Here is a 17,715-nt window from a genome sequence, read left to right on the forward strand (position 1 = left end):
TATAAATGAATATTAAGGAGCGTGTAATTTATGAAAAAACCATTAAGTAAGGCGATAAAGACTTTTTATGGTGTCGGTGATCTTGGCTTCTCACTAATGACCAGCGTTGAACTTTATTGTTTCGTATTCTTCATGACAAATGTGGCAAAGTTCTCACTTCCTATGGTTGCTCTCATAGGGTCTATTACAAGTATCGTTGATGCCTGTTTGTCTCCATTCTATGGAGCCATCATCAGTGGTACAAAAGCTTTAAAATGGGGGCGAAACCGTTCATGGATGCTCATAGCGCCACCATTTGTTGTACTATTGTTTATGTTCCAGTTCACAAAAATTGGGCCAGAACCGATTGCAGCAGCCATCGTATGTGCCGGATTTATTTTAAGTCATATCGTTTGGAATATTGCATGGGTTGGAAATGTTTCCTTGATTCCCCTTCTTGCAAATAATCCTGAAGAACGTGGGCTGTTAGCATCAAGAAGAGCTTTCTGGACCAGTTTATCAGGGGTATTCTTCTCTTATATCGGTACTCCTTTTGCAATACTTCTAGGCAGAGCTACCGGCAATGATGTGTTAGGCTATACATTATTAGCAGGAACGATGGCTCTCGCCATGATGATTGGTTATTGGACTGTATTTAAGATTACAGATGGTTATGAACCAATAGAAGATGAATCTCAAGGTGCTGGAAAATCAGAAAGAGTATCTGTTAGCATTATGTTAAAGACGGCCTTCCAAAATCCACCCCTTTTGATATTGTTAGTGGGAGACTTTTTCCGATACATGACAAACTTCATCATGACTGCAGCAGCAGCCTATTACTTCACCTATGTTGCACAAAATATGGCCCTTCTTCCAGTGTATCTGCTAGTGGGCGCTATTGCCCAGGTAGTTGGATCATACATAAGCGGCGCCATGGCAAAGGCTTTGTCTTTAAGAACGGCATCGATTGTTGGACTCTTTGGTCTTGCAGGATCATTGGTTGCATGTAAATTTGTAGCGATGAACGTCACCATGTTCTTTATTGTCGTATGTATTGCCAGGGCGTTCCTTGGCATATTGGCGGCTGTAATGGTAGCTCTTTATTCAGATGTTGCCATATATGGTGAATGGAAAACAGGAAAAAATGCTTCTCCGTTTGTGATGGGCCTCATGAACTTATCCTTGAAAACTGCTGTTATATCAAGGGGAACTATTATACCCATCGTACTAGCGGCAGCAGGTTTTGTTGTGGGCGCTGATCCAGCAACAGCTTCACTGGAATTGAAAAACGCTGTAAATACTGTATTCTTATTTATCCCTGGTATATTTGCGTTGGTCTCTGCACTCATCATGACATTCGGTTATAGATTGACAAGGGAAAAAGTTGTTGCTTATCAGGCTGAAATAAATGAAAGAAAAGCACAAGTTGTATAAAAATAATTACCACAAGCGCTTGGAAATTTACTCCAGGCGCTTTATTATTTTGGGACTGGTTATAAATAAATCACTTGGTTGCATAGAGTATAACGTAGGAAATATGGCGTGATTCATCCACGAGGGTCTATAAGGTTTTGTAAAGATTTGCAAGGTGTTAATGTAATATTCCGAATATTTTTGCAAAAAGTCTGTTCATGTATTGACATGCCATGCACGTTTGATATAATTAAATTAAAGTATATACAGTTATACTACCTGTATATACAAGTGATCATATTTCTGAATAAAGGTGGGGGATTTTGATGATTGTTATCGGGGAAAAGGTCAATGGCACAATTCCAAGCGTAAAGAAGGCCATCGAAGAGAAAAATGAAGAATTTATTCGTAATCTTGCTATAAAGCAAGTAGAGGCAGGGGCTGATTATATCGATGTATGTGCCAGTACTGCGCCAGAGTTCGAGGTAGAGACTTTAAAATGGCTGATGGACATTATCCAGGATGCAGTGAATAAGCCGTTATGTATTGATAGTCCTAATGCAAAAACAATAGAAGCTGTTTTCAAGCATGCAAAACGTCCTGGTGTTATCAATTCCGTATCTGAAGAAGGCGGTAAATGTGAAACGATTTATCCCCTTATTCAAGGAACGGAGTGGCAGGTAATCGGTTTAACTTGTGATAACAGAGGTATACCTTGTGATGTGCAAACAAGGGTAGACATTGCGAAAATATTAGTGGAGAAGGCTGATAAATATGGCATTACGCCTGACAGAATACATATAGATCCACTCGTTATGGCACTTTCAGCTGATAATACATCCTTGATGACTTTTGTAGAGACTTTAAGAACGATTAAAGGATTGTATCCAACCATTAAGATTACTTCAGGGTTGAGCAATATTTCATTTAGTATGCCTTTGAGAAAGGTTGTAAATCAGAGTTTTTTAACCATTGCAGCTTTTGCTGGCATGGATTCAGCCATTATGGACCCATGCAATCGAGATATGCTTGCAACCCTGCTTGCTACTGAAGCATTATTGGGAAGAGATAGACACTGTAGGAACTACGCTACAGCATATAGAAAAAATAAGATTGGTCCTTTAAAAGAGCAATAAGAGGGAATGAATTGGAGCATTTTTTACTTGTTACACTGGAAAACGCTTTTATTTTCAAAGGGGATTTCGAAGTATAGCAAGGAATTTATTCTATTTAGGTATGTAGAATATCCTAATAGAATTTCCTATCACAGATGGGATAAATAAATTCATAATAAACAAGGGGGACATGAGAGTATGATGGACTTAAATGTATTAAAACAAGCTGTTGGAGACCTTGATGAAGGTACTGTGTTAGACATGCTGAATGAATTTGTAGCGACAAATCCCGGTGAAGAAGAAGCACAAAAGGTGGTCAATGCATGTCAGCAGGGAATGGCAGTTGTAGGAGATTTGTTTGACAAGGGTGAGTATTTTGTAGGGGATCTTATTTTTGCAGGGGAACTTCTTACCAGCGCTATTGATGTCTTAAAGCCTGTGATTGGATCAGGAACCACAGAAAAGGCAGGAACCATCGTCCTTGGTACAGTACAAGGGGATCTACATGATATCGGTAAAAACATTTTTAGAAGTATGGCAGAAGCTGCTGGTTTCGAGGTTCATGACCTTGGCATTGATGTGTCAGTAGATGCGTTTGTAGAAAAGGTAAAGGAAGTAAAGCCACAAATTGTGGGCATGAGTGGCGTTTTAACCCTAGCCATTGATGCCATGAAAAATACAATCGATGAGCTGAAGAATGCAGGTTTAAGGAATGATATAAAAATTGTTATAGGCGGAAACCCTGTAACGAAAGAAGCCTGTGAATTGGTAGGAGCCGATGCCTTTACAACCAATGCAGCAGAAGGAATAAAAATCTGTCAAGGGTGGGTGTGTTAGTATGACAGATGTAAAAGCTTTGCAGCAGGAAAGAACCCAATTATTTAAAGATGTATATGATGGAAAAGTACCCAAAAGAGTGCCTATTAACGTGGGCTTGACCCTTGAGTTCGCAATCCAATATGCAGATAAAGATTTGGCTGAATTACAATGGAATACTGCTAACCTTGAAGAAGTATTTGAGAAGTTATGTCAGAATTTCATAACGGATACCAATCCAGCAGGAATTTCATTGAGAAATCCATTGCACTATCAATTGCTAGGAGCAAGGAACTTCATCATGAGCTCCAGCGGCTTTATGCAGCATCCGGAAATTCATGGATTAGAGGTGGATGAATATGATGAATTCATTGCTTCACCTTATAACTGTCTTATGGAAAAGGTACTACCTAGGATTTATACGGAACTAAATACAAATCCAGTCCAAAGATCGGTAGTATTTGCAAAGGCCTTTAAAGCCTATTGGGATGAGTTGATCAGCGGAGGCATGATGACACAGAGATTGACGGACAAATATGGCTATTCGCCTATCGGCGGTATAGACATATTGACAGAAGCTCCTTTTGACTTTATGGCGGATCAACTAAGAGGATTTAAGAACATTACTGGTGATATCAGAAGATATCCTGATAAAGTACTGGCTGCCGTTGAAGCTGTAACTCCCCTTATGATTAAAGCGGGAATACCGCCACAGCCGCCATCAAACTATAGCTCTACTTTTATTCCATTACATATGGCACCTTTCATTCGGGATAAGGATTTTGAGAAATTCTACTGGCCATCCTTTAAAAAGTTAGTGGATGAGTTAGCAGCCATGGGGTATCCTTCAATGTTGTTTGTTGAGCATGACTGGATGCGGTATCTTGATTATCTATATGAACTGCCTGAAAATACGAGAATGTGGTTTGAATATGGTGACCCTAAGATTGTAAAAGAAAAGCTTGGGAAAAAACATATCATTTCTGGTTTCTATCCAATTACATTATTAAAGACAGGTACAAAACAGGAATGTATTGATAAGGCTAAGGAAATGATTGACATCCTTGCACCTGGTGGAAAATATGTCTTTAATTTTGACAAGGGTATCATAACAGCTGATAGCGTAAACACTGAGAACCTTCAGGCTGTGCTACAGTATGTAGCTGAAAATGCGAATTATTAAGGGAGGATTCTATATGGAGACAAAATACTATAAGACTTGGGAACAATATGTGGCAGAGCATCCAGAGATCGATAAAAGATTAGCAAATGTAATGGCACCTAAGATGCAAAGCTATGAAGAAATGATGTTTGCTTTTGTTATGATGCTGTTGATGTAGGTAAATAAAATAAATCCGGTAGGTTTCTAGAGAGTAGTAGGTAGAAAAGTAGCTGCAATTCTATGAAATATTGGGAATTGCAGCTGCTTTTTCAGCTTCTATTAGAGCTCTATATGCTGTTGGTAACGGATATAGAACTGCGATAGCAACATAAAAATTTAATGATAGGCTGAAGTGACTGCACTGAAAAGACAAAAAAGGATGGATGATCGAATCATGGATAAAACCATACAAAAATTTACGATATTGTCTATATCGCTGCTGAGTATGGCTGTGACAGCAGCATCACCAGCATTGGGGGATATCAGTAAGGCTTTTCCCGATACAAGGCAAAACATTATCATGTTAATTGTCTCTTTGCCTGCGCTGCTGATTATACCATTTACATTGATTTGTGGAAAGCTTTCAAGCATAATGAGTAAAAGAAAACTCTTATTCATTGGACTGATATTGTTCATCATTGGAGGTGTTAGCCCGAGCTTTTCCAATAGTATTACCTTTATATTAGGCATGAGGGCTGTCTTGGGAATTGGAGTAGGCTTTATCATGCCCCTTGCCACAGGATTGATCGCAGACTTCTATCATGGAGAGGAATTGGCTGCCATGATGGGCCTGCAAAGTGCTTTTGTAAATGTGGGAGCCATTATTACCAGTCTAATCGCCGGGTTCTTGAGTGTCATTAACTGGCACTATACTTTCTTTGTATATGTATGTGGTATTGGGGTGCTTCTACTGACATTCTTCAAACTGCCTGAACCGGAAAAGACTTCCCATAGCAATAAAGAAAAACCTTCACTGAGTATATCTGTATATGTGATTTCTTTTCTCCTGCTCATTTACGGTCTATTTCTTTTCTCTTTCTTTACAAATACAGCCATGGTGATAACAGGGGAAAACTTAGGAAATGCCGCTTCCGCTGGTGTGGCAATTACGATGATGACGGTGGGAGGTCTTATTGCAGGAATATTTTTTGGAAAAGTATCTCAGGCCCTTAAGAGATTTACCCTTGCTGCCAGTGTAATACTGACAGGAATTGGATTCATTATGTTAAGCTATTCTCACAATTATCATCTGATTCTAGCGGCAGCGGTTATGTCGGGTATAGGATTTGGTACCACGATGCCAACAGTGATGATTAAGGTTTCAAATCTCGCACCTAAGGATGCTGCTACTTTTGCGATTGCCATTGCAACAAGCGCCATGAGCTTAGGACAATTTCTATCACCTCTGGTGCTGTCTTGGATTGGGCAGCTAGCAGGAAACGGATCAGGACGATTTTCCTTTCTACTATCAGGTGTAGGTATATTAATAGGGGGATTGTTATTATTGGTACAGGCAAGAAGGCTTGAAATGAGGCCAAGTAATGCAGTAGATGGGGAATAATTAAAAAGCATTAAAATAAGGAGCTATCTCGAAATGATTGAATAAATTATTGAAGAAGATAGCCCCTTTTTTATGAAAATATGAAAGCTATCTGCGTTTTCTTGGAGAGTTTAAGAAATGGTAACATAGCGATTGTCCATATCTTTTTGTTCATAGTATGGACTATAAAATTCTTTTAAAATGGATAAATCCATTACAATTCACGCCTCTATTACTAAAGCATGAATATCCTTAATCGTAAAACGAACCATCTGTAGTAACTGTAAAAATTTTCTAGTTTCTATGATATAATAGATAACAATAAAAATCAACTTGCATTCAAAGGGGGAGAAGCCATGTTTATCCGAAAAATTAATGAGGGGGATCTTGAAGAGGTTGCTCATATTATCCAACGGAATTTTGACGAAGTGATGATTCAGAAACATGCACGTGAAATTGTAGAGAAGTTTAGAGATCGAAATAAGATAGAGGATCTAAGACAACAAATGACTTGGAAAGATATTTATGTTGTTGAAATTGAAGGAGAAATAGTCGCTACAGGTGCTCTTGCTAATTTTGGAGATACAGCTACCCCTAAGTATAGTGTTTCGAACTTCCATGTAAAACCAGAACATCATAAGAATGGTATAGGTAAAGCATTATTTAACTATCTTTTTCATGAGGCTAAAAATATGAATATTGATTTCCTACATGTGCCAAGCAGTAGAACAGGGTATGACTTTTATGAGAAGATGGGCTTTATAAAAGATGAAGCCCAAAGAGATGAAGCGGATGAGATTATTTGGATGACCATGAAGATAAGGGCATAGAATTACCAAAAATTTAACACCTAAATTTATGCTGATAATGAGAATCAAGGTTTAATAGTTACATGCAACGATATGTACATTTCACTCATGTCAAGGAGGGTTTTTATGGAATCGATAGCACTGATTTTTCCCACAAAAGAATATGAAAAACAAATATTAGATTATAAAAATGAATTTGAAACAAACGGCGATAGTATGGATGGTACTGCTGGATTACAAAGGATTAAAGATATTAACGAGTGGTTTGCTATGCTTATGGATAACGCAAAAGAAGAAACGGTGAGAGAAGGCCGTGTACCAGCTTCTACATACTTAGCAGTAAGACGTTCAGACAATAGAGTAATTGGCATGATAGATATTCGACATCGATTAAATGAGTATTTGTTTCAATTTGGAGGGCATATTGGATACAGCGTAAGAAAGTCTGAACGCCAAAAAGGGTATGCAAAAGAAATGCTTCGTTTGGCTTTGGAAGAATGTAAAACTATGAACATGGAAAAAGTACTTATTACTTGTAATAAAGAAAATATTGCATCAGCAAAGACGACCATCTGTAATGGAGGCGTGTTGGAAAACGAAGTATTAGAGGGAGAACGAATTACACAAAGATATTGGATCGACTTACTGTAGAATTTAGCCTAATAGACACTATGAATTTTATAATATAAGCAGGGAGATTTTTTATGAGTTTTCATCATGATTATGAAAAGTGGATACAGAGAACAATTCCTTATAATTCTCTATGCCATTCTTGGATCCTTTTTAATTTTACATTTTTGTTATTTTGTGTAAAAATATAAATATCAAATTTTCAAATGAGAATAATCGTAAAAATGAAAAGTACTATGGGAATTTACATGAACAAAGTCAATTTTCATTTGCTTGCATATGAGATATTTCTGATGAATAAGAGAGATTACCTATAGGAGGAATTGAGAAAATGATTCAATCAATTGTGCACATAGCCCTAGTTGTGAAAGATTATGATGAGGCAATCGCGTTTTACACAGAGAAACTTAACTTTACGCTAATCGAAGATACTTATCAACCGGAGCAGGATAAACGATGGGTAGTTGTATCTCCACCTGGATCAGTTGGGACAACTATATTACTAGCGAGAGCATCTAAGCCTGAACAAGAGCTATTTATTGGTAATCAGTCGGGGGGGAGAGTGTTTCTATTTTTAAATACAGATGATTTCTGGAGAGATTATAATGAGATGGTCTCAAAGGGAATAGAATTTGTGAGAGAGCCAAAAGAGCAATCCTATGGTACTGTTGCTGTATTTAAAGATTTATATGGGAACTTATGGGATTTACTAGAACTGAAAGAAGATCATCCGATTATGAAACGGATGAAGTGACAAGAGGATAGATTGAAGACATTAGAATTTTGATCCAAAGATTCTAATATAAAAGGGTCAATTGAAGAGGAATTATACGATGTTTTATATTATGTCCTTGCTCTAGCAAATGTCTATGGTATTCATATGGTATCTTCAACTATTTTATAGAATGAAATGCTTTGTTCTTGATTGAGGCAAATAAAATAAAACCTTCCAGGTTATCTTGGACCAAGAAAAAATAAAAAAAGTAAAAATGATGTACAGAATATTCAGAATAACATTGACAATCCATTGATTCTGTTTTATCCTAGAATATATAACAATTAAATAGATATAAACCGTATGAGCAGATACCATTTAAGTATTAGAAGCGATTAAGAAACCAGTACAGATTAATCCTTTCTAAACTACAGAATGGTATTTTTTTAACATTAACCTGTATATACATGTAGATAAAATACCCTAAAAAATGATAAAGAACTATGAAAAGGGGGAGGGGATTGAATGTAGTCATTGCAATCTAAAGAGCAAGGGTGTTGTGAAAATATCGTGGGAGGAGGTAACTCAGTTAATTTTGCTTAATAGGCAAACGTTTACACAAGAGAAGAAAAAATTTTTCATCAAGATCAGCGGTCTTGTAAGATGACAATGATCGGCATATGAAGATCATGACGTTTTGTAGAATCGCTATGACATAATTTAAACAAAATCCAGCCATCAAATTAAATGAATGGGGTGTTTAAATGGATAAGAGAATATTAGGAATCATACTAGGTATATTCATCTTTATATCAGGTTTTTTCATAGGAGAGATACCAGGCTTAACGGGTGAAGGAAAGGATGTACTTATATTACTGGCAATTGCGCTGGTTCTTTGGTTAACAGAGGCGATTCCCCTAGGGATAACGAGCATGCTGTTGTTGGTGCTTCAACCTATTCTTGGCATCACAAATTTAAAAAACTCTGTGGCTGCTTTTTCGAATCCTGTAATATTCTTTGTTATAGCGAACTTTGGTGTATCCTATGCCATCACAAAATCATCCATCGCAAAAAGAATGTTATTCTTCCTGTTAAAAAGATTTGGTACAAATACGAATACAATCCTTTTTGCATTTATGAGTGCCACATGCCTCATTTCTTCCATTATGTCAAATGTGCCTGCTACAGCATTATTTATGGGCCTGGCCTTGGGGTTAGTAGATCTTGCTGATCAGGAGAACATCAGAAAAAGTATAGGAAGAACTTTCATGATTGCAATTCCCTTTGCAGGAATGATTGGGGGTATCATGACGCCCGCCGGAAGCTCCATCAATATTCTCACATTGAACTTGATGAAAGAATATAGCAATGCTCATATCAGTTTTGTTGAGTGGATGCTCATTGGGATTCCTATTGCAATTGTACTTTTGCCAATGACTTGGTTTATTCTAGTAAAAATATATAAACCCATGAACATGAATCCAGATAAGATAAATGAATTTATTCAAGGCTATAGTGTGGAAAATAAGATGGAGCCATTAGATAAAAAAGTAGCAGCAATTATTTTAGGAATGTTGGCATTTTGGGTTCTTAGTTCGTGGATTCCAGCCTTGGATGTCACAATCGTAGCCATCATTGGATTGGCCATCATGTTTTTGCCTGGTATTGATATACTCAACTGGCCAGAATTTTCTAAGAGCGTAAGTTTGAATACCATATTGATGATAGGTAGTGTCATCTCTGTGAGCAGTGCCGTGGTTTCGACAGGGGTAGGAGAATGGCTGCTGAAGAACTTCTTCGATGTTCCACAGGATATAAGTATCGTATTGCTACTAGGTATTTTAGGCATTTTTATTGCATTATTGCATCTGCCGATACCTATTGCACCAGCCATTGTGATGATCATGCTGTATCCTCTTGTTAGTGTTGCTGCAAACATGGACATTAGCATCATTGCTTTTGGTGTACCTATGGCTTTTTATGCGGGATGCTGTATGATGCTGCCACTTGATCCTGTACCATTGTTGACTTATTCTACAGGCTATTACACCATGCTTGATATGTTTAAAGGCGGCAGTTTGGCTACTTTGTCCTGGATTGCCTTTACGTCAATATGGACCCCGGTAGCCCTTACGATGCTAGGCATACTATGATGGAAAAATATACGCTTAAAAGGACTATAGGGATATTGACATGATAATATCGTCTGATATAATCAAATTAATATACAAAACTGTATACAAGTATATACAAGGAGTGCTTTAGATCATAGAGATATAGTATGATAAGGTATTTAGATGAGGCAAATGATTTATCCATAACTATATGAACAAGGGGGACTTGGGAGTATGTCGGATGTAAAAAGTTTGCAACAGGAAAGAATACAAATGTTTACAGATGTTTTTGATGGTAAGATACCAAAGAGAGTGCCGATTGGAGCTGCAAGGTTTTCATCTGAGTTTGCCATTCAATATGCAGGCAGAGACCTAGCGGAGGCACAGTGGGATACCTCTACGTTAGAAGGTATATTGGGAGGCGTATGTGAAGATTTTCCTTCGGATACACTGCCGTTAAGTTCAATAAGATTTCCTTCATATTATAAACTATTAGGTTCAAGAACCTTTGTCATGGGTTCAAGCGGTTTTCTACAGCATCCTGAGGTTCATGGGTTGGAGCCAGATGAATATGATGAATTTATCGCTTCACCCTATGATTGTATCATGGAGAAAGTATTACCAAGGCTGTATACTGCATTAGATACAAACCCGGTTTCAAAATCTGTGGCATTAGCCAAAGCATTTAAAGCGTACTATGATGAAACCAGTAACATGGGGATGATATTTGGAAAGCTGTCTCAAAAAAAAGGTTATGCACCACCTTTATTTTCAGGAGCTACTGCCGCACCCTTTGATTTTGTAGGAGACTTAATTAGAGGATTTAAGGGTATTACCAGCGATGTGAGGAGATACCCAGAAAAGGTGGTAGCCGCCTGTGAGGCTGTCACACCCATGATGGTTAAAAAAGGACTTCCGCTGAATCCATCAAAATATGCATCAACATTTATTCCATTGCATATGGCACCCTATTTGCGTGATAAGGATTTTGAGAAATTCTACTGGCCTACCTTTAAGAAGTTGGTAGACGATTTGGCAGCAGCAGGGCAGATGACAACCCTTTTTGTGGAACATGATTGGATGAGATTCGTTGATTATCTATATGAACTTCCTGAAAATACAAGGCTGATGTTTGAATTTGGAGATCCAAAGCGCGTAAAAGAAAAGCTAGGAAAGAAGCATATTCTTACAGGATTTTATCCCCTTACATTATTAAAAACAGGAACGAAGCAGCAGTGTGTTGATAAGGCAAAAGAACTGAATGAAATTCTTGCACCAGGAGGGAAGTATTACTTTGGTTTCGATAAAAGCATTATAACTGTTGATAGTGTGAATATTGAAAATCTACAGGCGGTACTGCAGTATGTGGCTGAGAAGGCGATTTATTAGAAAGGAGATGGGATATGAATACGGAATATTATAAGTCATGGGAAGCATATATGGCAGTACATCCAGAAATTGACGATAAAATTGAAAAGGTGATGGCACCTAAAGTGCAGCAATATGAGGAGATGATGTTTAACTTTATTATAACATTATTTTTATAACCCTTGATAGGAACAGTATGTACAGCCATATTTTGAATATTGTGTAATATCGATAAAGGAATTTTACAATCATAATAGAATAAGTATGTATCACATATGGATGGTGTATATCCTTTGAAGATGGAAGCGTAATATGGTTGTTTAACGATACATAATGGACTTGTTGTTATGTATCGTTGTGGATAAGTAATAAAATATTAAGGGTTGATGGAGGATAAGATGGATAATCTAATGAAATTAAAGGAATCGATTATTGAATATGTAGAGCAATTAGATGAAGAAAGAGTGACAGAACTAGCTGCCAAAGCCTTAGATGCCGGAATAGAACCATTAGATCTGTTGGAAATTATCAATGAAGGTATGGGCAGAGTAGGACAATTATATGAGAGAAAAGATTATTACATAGCAGATTTGATTGTGGCGGGATTGATTTTTAAAGAGGTTTTAGAGCTAGATAAAATGAAGGAACATTTTCAGAGCACGGATCGAAAAAGAATTGGAAAAGTAGTTTTAGGTACAGTGAAAGGGGATATCCATGATATAGGAAAAGAGATATTCAAGGGTATGCTAGAGGTGAACGGCTTTGAAGTGATTGATCTTGGGGTGGATGTTTCGAAGGAATTATTTGTAAAAAAGGTTATAGATCATAAACCTGACATTGTAGGACTAAGCGGTGTATTAACGTATACGGTTGATTCAATGAAGGAAGTAGTAGATGCTTTTACTGAAATGGGTATAAAAAATGGCGTAAAAATTATAATAGGTGCCAATCATATTACAAAAGACATATGTAATTATATTGGGGCTGATAGTTTTGCCAACGATGCTTCTGAGGGCGTTAAGATATGTCAAAATTGGATGAAACACAAGAATAAATAGGGAGTAGTAAATTATGAAAAGTCCAGTATATATGATAATAGTTGAAGATATCCGTGAGAAGATTAATAGTGGGAAACTGAAACCGGGTGATGACATACCATCAGAGACAGCTTTATGTAATGAGTATGCTACTAGCCGAATGACAGTAAGGAAAGGTCTCGCTATCCTGGCCAATGATGGGTATATCTATTCGATTCCTGGCAAAGGATATTATGTTAAAAAACCTGAATACAATAAATATACGATTTACTATGATGAGATGAATAATTTAATTAATAACGTTGATAATACGAAACTGTTGGGTGTAGATATTGTTATGCCTCACGACGAATTAGCCCATAGCTTGCAAATTAGTAAAAAAAAGAAAGTAATTATGATTCGCCGATTGTTTTATACGGATGGAGAACCTATGGCCTATGATGTGAAGTATTTGATATATCAAAAGGGGATGCCTATCGTAGAGAAGGAGATCAAGGAAGCTACATTCCCAGAAATGATATCCAAAAACATGTCTCTTTTTGCTATGAAAAAAGAGCTGATGATTTATGCAAGAACGCCGGAAGAAAAAACAAAAAAAATGCTAAATATATATGATGATCTTTCGCTATTGGTAGTAGAACAAAAGTTATATGATAGCAAGGATAAGCCTATGGGTTTAGGAATAACTTATTTTAGAGGAGATTATATAAAATTGCATGGCATTAGTCAGTAAGTACATGATTGATCGTATATACTCGGTATAACCTAAAAGGGGAGGGAGTACCTTGGAAAAGTACAAAGTAAATTTTCAGTCAGTGGGACGAATGATTGAAGTTCCTGGGGGAACCACTGTCATGAAAGCAATTAGCGAAGCAGGAATCGATTTTGATTTTCCCTGCGGCGGCGGAAGAAGATGTGGTAAGTGCCGGTTCCGAATTTTAGAGGGTGCCATTCAGTCTGATCATATGGAAAGAGAATTCCTTAGTGAAAAGGAAATCAATGAGGGTATTCACCTCGCCTGTTTCACAGAAATTTACAGTGATATCAGTGTAGAGCTATTAAGAGTAAATGATGTAAAACATCAAATTTTGATGGCAGCAGAAGAACGGTCTATGAGGATTGAGCCCCATATCACAAAAAGATATATTGAGGTGAAGAAGCCATCCCTTGGGGATCATCAATCAGATTGGAGACGTTTACGAGAAAGCCTCTTTCAAGGTGAACATGCAGCTGCGTTGGATGTGCAAATACCTGTTTTAAATCAAATACCGGAAACATTGCGAACTGCTCAGTATCATATTACTGCAATTACATATGGTCGCCAAATTTTAGGAATTGAACAGCAGGATACAACGAAGACTTTGATTGGTATGGCTTTTGATATTGGCACGACTACCATCGTGGGATTCCTGATCGATCTCTATTCAGGAAAAGAGTTGAGTGTTGTTTCTACACTGAATCCCCAGGCCAAATTTGGAGCAGATGTCATAAGCCGTATCAGCTATACAGAACAGGAGAAAAATGGATTAGAAACCCTTCATTTTGAAGTGATCAAAGGGATTAATCGATTGATAAAGGAAGCTGCTGAAAAAGCGGATATAAATGTTGAGGATATTTATGTTGTGACGATTGCAGGAAATACTTGTATGCATCATCTTTTTTTAGGCTTAAATCCTCGGTATATTTCCAAATCACCGTATATACCTACCATCAGTGACCCATTGGTGCTGAATGCCGAAAGTCTGCATATTACAATCAACAAAACAGGAAAAATTTTGGTTTTGCCGAATATTGCAGGCTTTGTGGGGGCAGATACGGTAGCAGTACTTTTAGCAACAGAAATGGATCGAAGTGAAGAGATTAAGCTTGTAGTTGATATTGGAACTAATGGAGAAATTGTTCTTGGATCCAAGCATAAATTATTTACTTGCTCATGTGCTGCTGGGCCAGCTTTTGAAGGTGCTCAAATCAGCAGCGGAATGAGAGGCGCTATAGGTGCCATAGATCATGTGGTCTTTGGAGAAGAACTGGAATACACTGTCATTGGTCAAGTAAAGCCTCAGGGTATCTGCGGTTCAGGACTCTTGGATGCAATTGCAGGACTCTCTGAAATGGGCATTATTAATGAAAAGGGTAAGTTTTTACATCCTGACAAAATAACAAATGCGAAGGCAGAAGTATTCAAAAGCCATATTATCCAGTATGAGGGGACATATGCTTTTTTACTGGCTGATGAAGAGATCACTGCCCATGGAAGACCAATCTTGATTACACAGCAGGATATACGAGAATTCCAGCTTGCAAAGGGTGCAATGGCCGCAGGGATCAACATACTTATGGAAAAGTATGGAATAAGTGTAGAAGAAATTAAAGAAGTACTATTGGCAGGGGCTTTTGGCAATTATATGAATCCTCATAGCGCATGTTCTTTAGGTCTTATTCCTAAGGAACTGGAAGGCAAGATCAAAAATGTAGGAAACGCTGCCGGTACAGGAGCAAAATTGGCGCTGCTTTCAGCGAGCGAATACGGGCGGACTGCAAATATTGCCGATGCTGTGGAATTTGTAGAATTGGGATCTTATCCTAAATTTTCAACGATTTTTGCTCGATCTATGAATTTTAAATAAACTGCGATAAAAATCCTATAAAGGAAAGAGCCATCTTTCATTTATAGGATTTTTGAGTTTGTAAAAATATTTTTATGCAGATCCAGCGGCCGCATGGGAACAGCGGAGGGAAACAGCACTTGCAGCCTTGGCTAGATTTCCATAAACATGACCTAGGGTTACGCTTTCTCCAGGCTCAATGACTACAAACTCTTCATCCCAAGGACCCATCAATAGTTTTTTCATGTATCTTAAGGTTCCTGGAAACACTTCATGATTTAGTTTCAAATCCTTTGCCATTAGTTCTGAACTTTCTAATAGATTTTCTAATTCATAGGCACCCGTGTCTATGATTCCTAATCGTTTATAATGTTGGAGAATTGTCTTGTAAATTCTATCAGCTCTTGCTTGCCCGTAACGAGATACTGTTTCTTGATATTCCACCCAGATATTTTTTTCGAAATCTATCCATCCTTTGGTAAGAAAGTAAGTGCCTGCTTCATTGGATATTTCCTTGCGCCTCTCGGTAGAGCCAAGGAGTAATGTGATACAGTCATCAACATGGGGAAAAATGAGACGATAGTTCGAGGCAGTTAGCCCCACGAGGGAGTTACCACAAAAGCCAAAGGCCAGAAGGACCTGATCGACATTGGATAAATGATTCAGTTCTTCTTGCAATCGTTTTCTCAATGAGTCTGGATATAAATGCAGCCCTGACTCAATCCATAGTATAGGATAATTACATCCTGTTTCGCGAATGGCCATGTTTAGCTCATCCCCAATAGTTTTGCAGGCTACGATTAAGCTATTCATTTTTTTGCCCCCTTTTAACCTTGTATTACCTTTGTCTTTGCACAAATTGTTGTCTATATATTTAGAATATTGCCACTTCCAAAGATTGTCAAGAGAGAATGCTTTAAAAGTATTCATTACAGAATGATAAAGAATATTGACAGAAAATATTGCAATAGGATAGCATGAAATCAAATTGTATATGCAAAAAAACAGGCTGTATCAATCTTGTTTTTTTATAATCAAGTATCTAGCGGAGAGGAGGGAGAAAAATTGCTAGTTGACGCACATATTCACATAGCCCTCAACAATATTTATACTCGCCAATCTTGGCAATGTGCGAGTATGGAGCAGAAATTTCAATGGACCAGTAATATTTTAAAAGAATATAAGAAACGAAATATTTATATTTTAAGAGATGGTGGAGATAGCATGTCAGTCTCACAGATTGCTAGAGAAGCAGCCAAAGCGGAAGGTATGATTTATAAATCACCCATCCATGCCTTATATAAGGAGGGCAGCTATGGATCTTTTTTAGGTAAACCAGTAAAGGATATGCATAGCATAAAAGAAGCGTTAAAAATTCTTCTTGACCATAAACCAGATCATTTAAAGATTATTTTGACTGGGATTGTGAATTTTAATAAGTATGGAGATGTTGGAGAAACAGCGTTTACATTGGGTGAGTTAAAACATATGGTTGCCTTTGCAAGGGATAATCACATGCCAGTCATGGTGCATGCCAATGGAAAAGAAGGGGTTGAGAGAGCTATAAAAGCAGGGGTTACTACCATTGAACATGGTTATTTGATATCGGAAGCAGAACTTTATGGTATGGCTGAAAGAGATATCATATGGGTGCCGACTTTGTCTCCATTGGGGAACATTGTCTATTCTGATGATGATAAATTTATAGAAGAAAGAGGAACGATTCAAAGAGTATATGAAGAGCAGCTGGAGAACATTGCAAAGGCCATAGAAATGGGAATAAAGGTAGTGCTAGGAAGCGATGCAGGCGCATATCGGGTGGGTCATGGAAGTGGTCTGATAGATGAAATAGAACATTTTAAAAGAATTGGTTTGAAGCAAGAGGATATAGAAAAGATGTGTCTGGAAAATGGCCTGGAGGCATTAGGATTGCAGTTCGATGAATTATCTGTAATAAAGTAAAAGTCTATTTGGATTGATTAAAATTCTATAAGGATGTTGTATCCTATTTACAATGAACAATTGTAGAAAAATATGACATAACAACATTGGTCGGACAGGGCCGTCCAACCCTACGATAGATCAATTTATCATGTTTTCTGTAGGGAACGATGCCCCCATCGTTCCGAAAAAGAGGGATTTAAAACCACGGAACGGCGAGGGCGCCGATCCCTACAAAAAGCCATGTCTATTGGTAGGGGCGAACAGTGTTCGCCCGCAGACCACAGATATCAACCCAGCTGTTATCCTGGGTAGGGAGCGCCCCCTGTGGCGTTCCGTTGATAGACAGTCAATAATCTGGAACGGCACAGGGGCGCGTTCCCTTGTAATATATAGTTAGATGGATTATCCATTTTCTATCTTAAAAAAGTCCGAATAATCATGTCAGTGGGTATATAAATCTGGAAGGA

General features: G+C 37.7%; 17 protein-coding genes. 16 read left to right on the forward strand and 1 reads right to left on the reverse strand.

Annotated features, from left to right (window positions below):
• Positions 1 to 30: 30 nt before the first annotated feature.
• The 15 genes from HNQ80_RS16820 (at position 31) to HNQ80_RS16890 (ending at position 15,325) form a co-directional block, all read left to right on the forward strand.
• On the forward strand, positions 31 to 1,413 hold the full coding sequence (locus HNQ80_RS16820) for an MFS transporter (RefSeq protein ID WP_184311834.1): 1,383 nt from the start codon (positions 31 to 33) through the stop codon (positions 1,411 to 1,413).
• Between the two features lie 305 nt (positions 1,414 to 1,718).
• Complete coding sequence (locus HNQ80_RS16825; RefSeq protein ID WP_184311835.1) at positions 1,719 to 2,528, forward strand: methyltetrahydrofolate cobalamin methyltransferase; 810 nt, start codon at positions 1,719 to 1,721, stop codon at positions 2,526 to 2,528.
• A gap of 177 nt (positions 2,529 to 2,705) precedes the next feature.
• Positions 2,706 to 3,344 (forward strand): cobalamin B12-binding domain-containing protein, encoded by a 639-nt coding sequence (locus HNQ80_RS16830; RefSeq protein WP_184311836.1) that lies wholly within the window; start codon positions 2,706 to 2,708, stop codon positions 3,342 to 3,344.
• Between the two features lies 1 nt (position 3,345).
• Positions 3,346 to 4,506 (forward strand): uroporphyrinogen decarboxylase family protein, encoded by a 1,161-nt coding sequence (locus HNQ80_RS16835; RefSeq protein WP_184311837.1) that lies wholly within the window; start codon positions 3,346 to 3,348, stop codon positions 4,504 to 4,506.
• A gap of 13 nt (positions 4,507 to 4,519) precedes the next feature.
• On the forward strand, positions 4,520 to 4,663 hold the full coding sequence (locus HNQ80_RS16840; RefSeq protein WP_184311838.1) for a hypothetical protein: 144 nt from the start codon (positions 4,520 to 4,522) through the stop codon (positions 4,661 to 4,663).
• A gap of 216 nt (positions 4,664 to 4,879) precedes the next feature.
• The gene (locus HNQ80_RS16845; protein ID WP_184311839.1) at positions 4,880 to 6,046 is read left to right on the forward strand and encodes an MFS transporter; all 1,167 of its coding nucleotides are present in this window, start codon (positions 4,880 to 4,882) and stop codon (positions 6,044 to 6,046) included.
• 335 nt (positions 6,047 to 6,381) lie between these two features.
• Positions 6,382 to 6,855 carry a GNAT family N-acetyltransferase gene (locus HNQ80_RS16850; protein WP_184311840.1) on the forward strand — a complete coding sequence of 158 codons (474 nt, stop codon included), beginning with the start codon at positions 6,382 to 6,384 and terminating at the stop codon, positions 6,853 to 6,855.
• A gap of 105 nt (positions 6,856 to 6,960) precedes the next feature.
• On the forward strand, positions 6,961 to 7,485 hold the full coding sequence (locus HNQ80_RS16855; protein WP_184311841.1) for a GNAT family N-acetyltransferase: 525 nt from the start codon (positions 6,961 to 6,963) through the stop codon (positions 7,483 to 7,485).
• A 310-nt stretch (positions 7,486 to 7,795) separates the two neighbouring features.
• Positions 7,796 to 8,218 (forward strand): VOC family protein, encoded by a 423-nt coding sequence (locus tag HNQ80_RS16860; protein ID WP_184311842.1) that lies wholly within the window; start codon positions 7,796 to 7,798, stop codon positions 8,216 to 8,218.
• A gap of 725 nt (positions 8,219 to 8,943) precedes the next feature.
• Complete coding sequence (locus tag HNQ80_RS16865) at positions 8,944 to 10,332, forward strand: SLC13 family permease (protein WP_184311843.1); 1,389 nt, start codon at positions 8,944 to 8,946, stop codon at positions 10,330 to 10,332.
• A 195-nt stretch (positions 10,333 to 10,527) separates the two neighbouring features.
• Positions 10,528 to 11,682, forward strand: coding sequence for a uroporphyrinogen decarboxylase family protein (locus HNQ80_RS16870; protein WP_184311844.1), 1,155 nt, complete (start codon positions 10,528 to 10,530; stop codon positions 11,680 to 11,682).
• A 14-nt stretch (positions 11,683 to 11,696) separates the two neighbouring features.
• On the forward strand, positions 11,697 to 11,840 hold the full coding sequence (locus tag HNQ80_RS16875) for a hypothetical protein (RefSeq protein WP_184311845.1): 144 nt from the start codon (positions 11,697 to 11,699) through the stop codon (positions 11,838 to 11,840).
• A gap of 219 nt (positions 11,841 to 12,059) precedes the next feature.
• Entirely contained in the window at positions 12,060 to 12,719 is a 660-nt protein-coding gene (locus tag HNQ80_RS16880; protein ID WP_184311846.1) for a cobalamin B12-binding domain-containing protein, read from the forward strand.
• Between the two features lie 13 nt (positions 12,720 to 12,732).
• On the forward strand, positions 12,733 to 13,431 hold the full coding sequence (locus HNQ80_RS16885) for a GntR family transcriptional regulator (RefSeq protein WP_184311847.1): 699 nt from the start codon (positions 12,733 to 12,735) through the stop codon (positions 13,429 to 13,431).
• Between the two features lie 52 nt (positions 13,432 to 13,483).
• Positions 13,484 to 15,325 carry an ASKHA domain-containing protein gene (locus HNQ80_RS16890; protein WP_330602918.1) on the forward strand — a complete coding sequence of 614 codons (1,842 nt, stop codon included), beginning with the start codon at positions 13,484 to 13,486 and terminating at the stop codon, positions 15,323 to 15,325.
• A gap of 72 nt (positions 15,326 to 15,397) precedes the next feature.
• Here HNQ80_RS16890 and HNQ80_RS16895 read toward each other — a convergent pair whose 3' ends face one another.
• Entirely contained in the window at positions 15,398 to 16,117 is a 720-nt protein-coding gene (locus tag HNQ80_RS16895) for a DUF1638 domain-containing protein (RefSeq protein ID WP_184311848.1), read from the reverse strand.
• Between the two features lie 252 nt (positions 16,118 to 16,369).
• Between HNQ80_RS16895 and HNQ80_RS16900 the strand changes: the two genes are divergently transcribed.
• On the forward strand, positions 16,370 to 17,266 hold the full coding sequence (locus HNQ80_RS16900) for an amidohydrolase family protein (RefSeq protein ID WP_184311849.1): 897 nt from the start codon (positions 16,370 to 16,372) through the stop codon (positions 17,264 to 17,266).
• Positions 17,267 to 17,715 lie beyond the last annotated feature (449 nt).

Source organism: Anaerosolibacter carboniphilus, from assembly GCF_014205875.1.
GTDB lineage: Bacteria > Bacillota > Clostridia > Peptostreptococcales > Thermotaleaceae > Anaerosolibacter > Anaerosolibacter carboniphilus.

Excerpts from the sequence above, each read along its gene's own strand:
- HNQ80_RS16820 (WP_184311834.1), top strand. The coding sequence starts at position 31 with ATGAAAAAACCATTAAGTAAGGCGATAAAGACTTTTTATGGTGTCGGT.
- HNQ80_RS16825 (WP_184311835.1), top strand. The coding sequence starts at position 1,719 with ATGATTGTTATCGGGGAAAAGGTCAATGGCACAATTCCAAGCGTAAAG.
- HNQ80_RS16830 (WP_184311836.1), top strand. The coding sequence starts at position 2,706 with ATGATGGACTTAAATGTATTAAAACAAGCTGTTGGAGACCTTGATGAA.
- HNQ80_RS16835 (WP_184311837.1), top strand. The coding sequence starts at position 3,346 with ATGACAGATGTAAAAGCTTTGCAGCAGGAAAGAACCCAATTATTTAAA.
- HNQ80_RS16840 (WP_184311838.1), top strand. The coding sequence starts at position 4,520 with ATGGAGACAAAATACTATAAGACTTGGGAACAATATGTGGCAGAGCAT.
- HNQ80_RS16845 (WP_184311839.1), top strand. The coding sequence starts at position 4,880 with ATGGATAAAACCATACAAAAATTTACGATATTGTCTATATCGCTGCTG.
- HNQ80_RS16850 (WP_184311840.1), top strand. The coding sequence starts at position 6,382 with ATGTTTATCCGAAAAATTAATGAGGGGGATCTTGAAGAGGTTGCTCAT.
- HNQ80_RS16855 (WP_184311841.1), top strand. The coding sequence starts at position 6,961 with ATGGAATCGATAGCACTGATTTTTCCCACAAAAGAATATGAAAAACAA.
- HNQ80_RS16860 (WP_184311842.1), top strand. The coding sequence starts at position 7,796 with ATGATTCAATCAATTGTGCACATAGCCCTAGTTGTGAAAGATTATGAT.
- HNQ80_RS16865 (WP_184311843.1), top strand. The coding sequence starts at position 8,944 with ATGGATAAGAGAATATTAGGAATCATACTAGGTATATTCATCTTTATA.
- HNQ80_RS16870 (WP_184311844.1), top strand. The coding sequence starts at position 10,528 with ATGTCGGATGTAAAAAGTTTGCAACAGGAAAGAATACAAATGTTTACA.
- HNQ80_RS16875 (WP_184311845.1), top strand. The coding sequence starts at position 11,697 with ATGAATACGGAATATTATAAGTCATGGGAAGCATATATGGCAGTACAT.
- HNQ80_RS16880 (WP_184311846.1), top strand. The coding sequence starts at position 12,060 with ATGGATAATCTAATGAAATTAAAGGAATCGATTATTGAATATGTAGAG.
- HNQ80_RS16885 (WP_184311847.1), top strand. The coding sequence starts at position 12,733 with ATGAAAAGTCCAGTATATATGATAATAGTTGAAGATATCCGTGAGAAG.
- HNQ80_RS16895 (WP_184311848.1), bottom strand. The coding sequence starts at position 16,117 with ATGAATAGCTTAATCGTAGCCTGCAAAACTATTGGGGATGAGCTAAAC.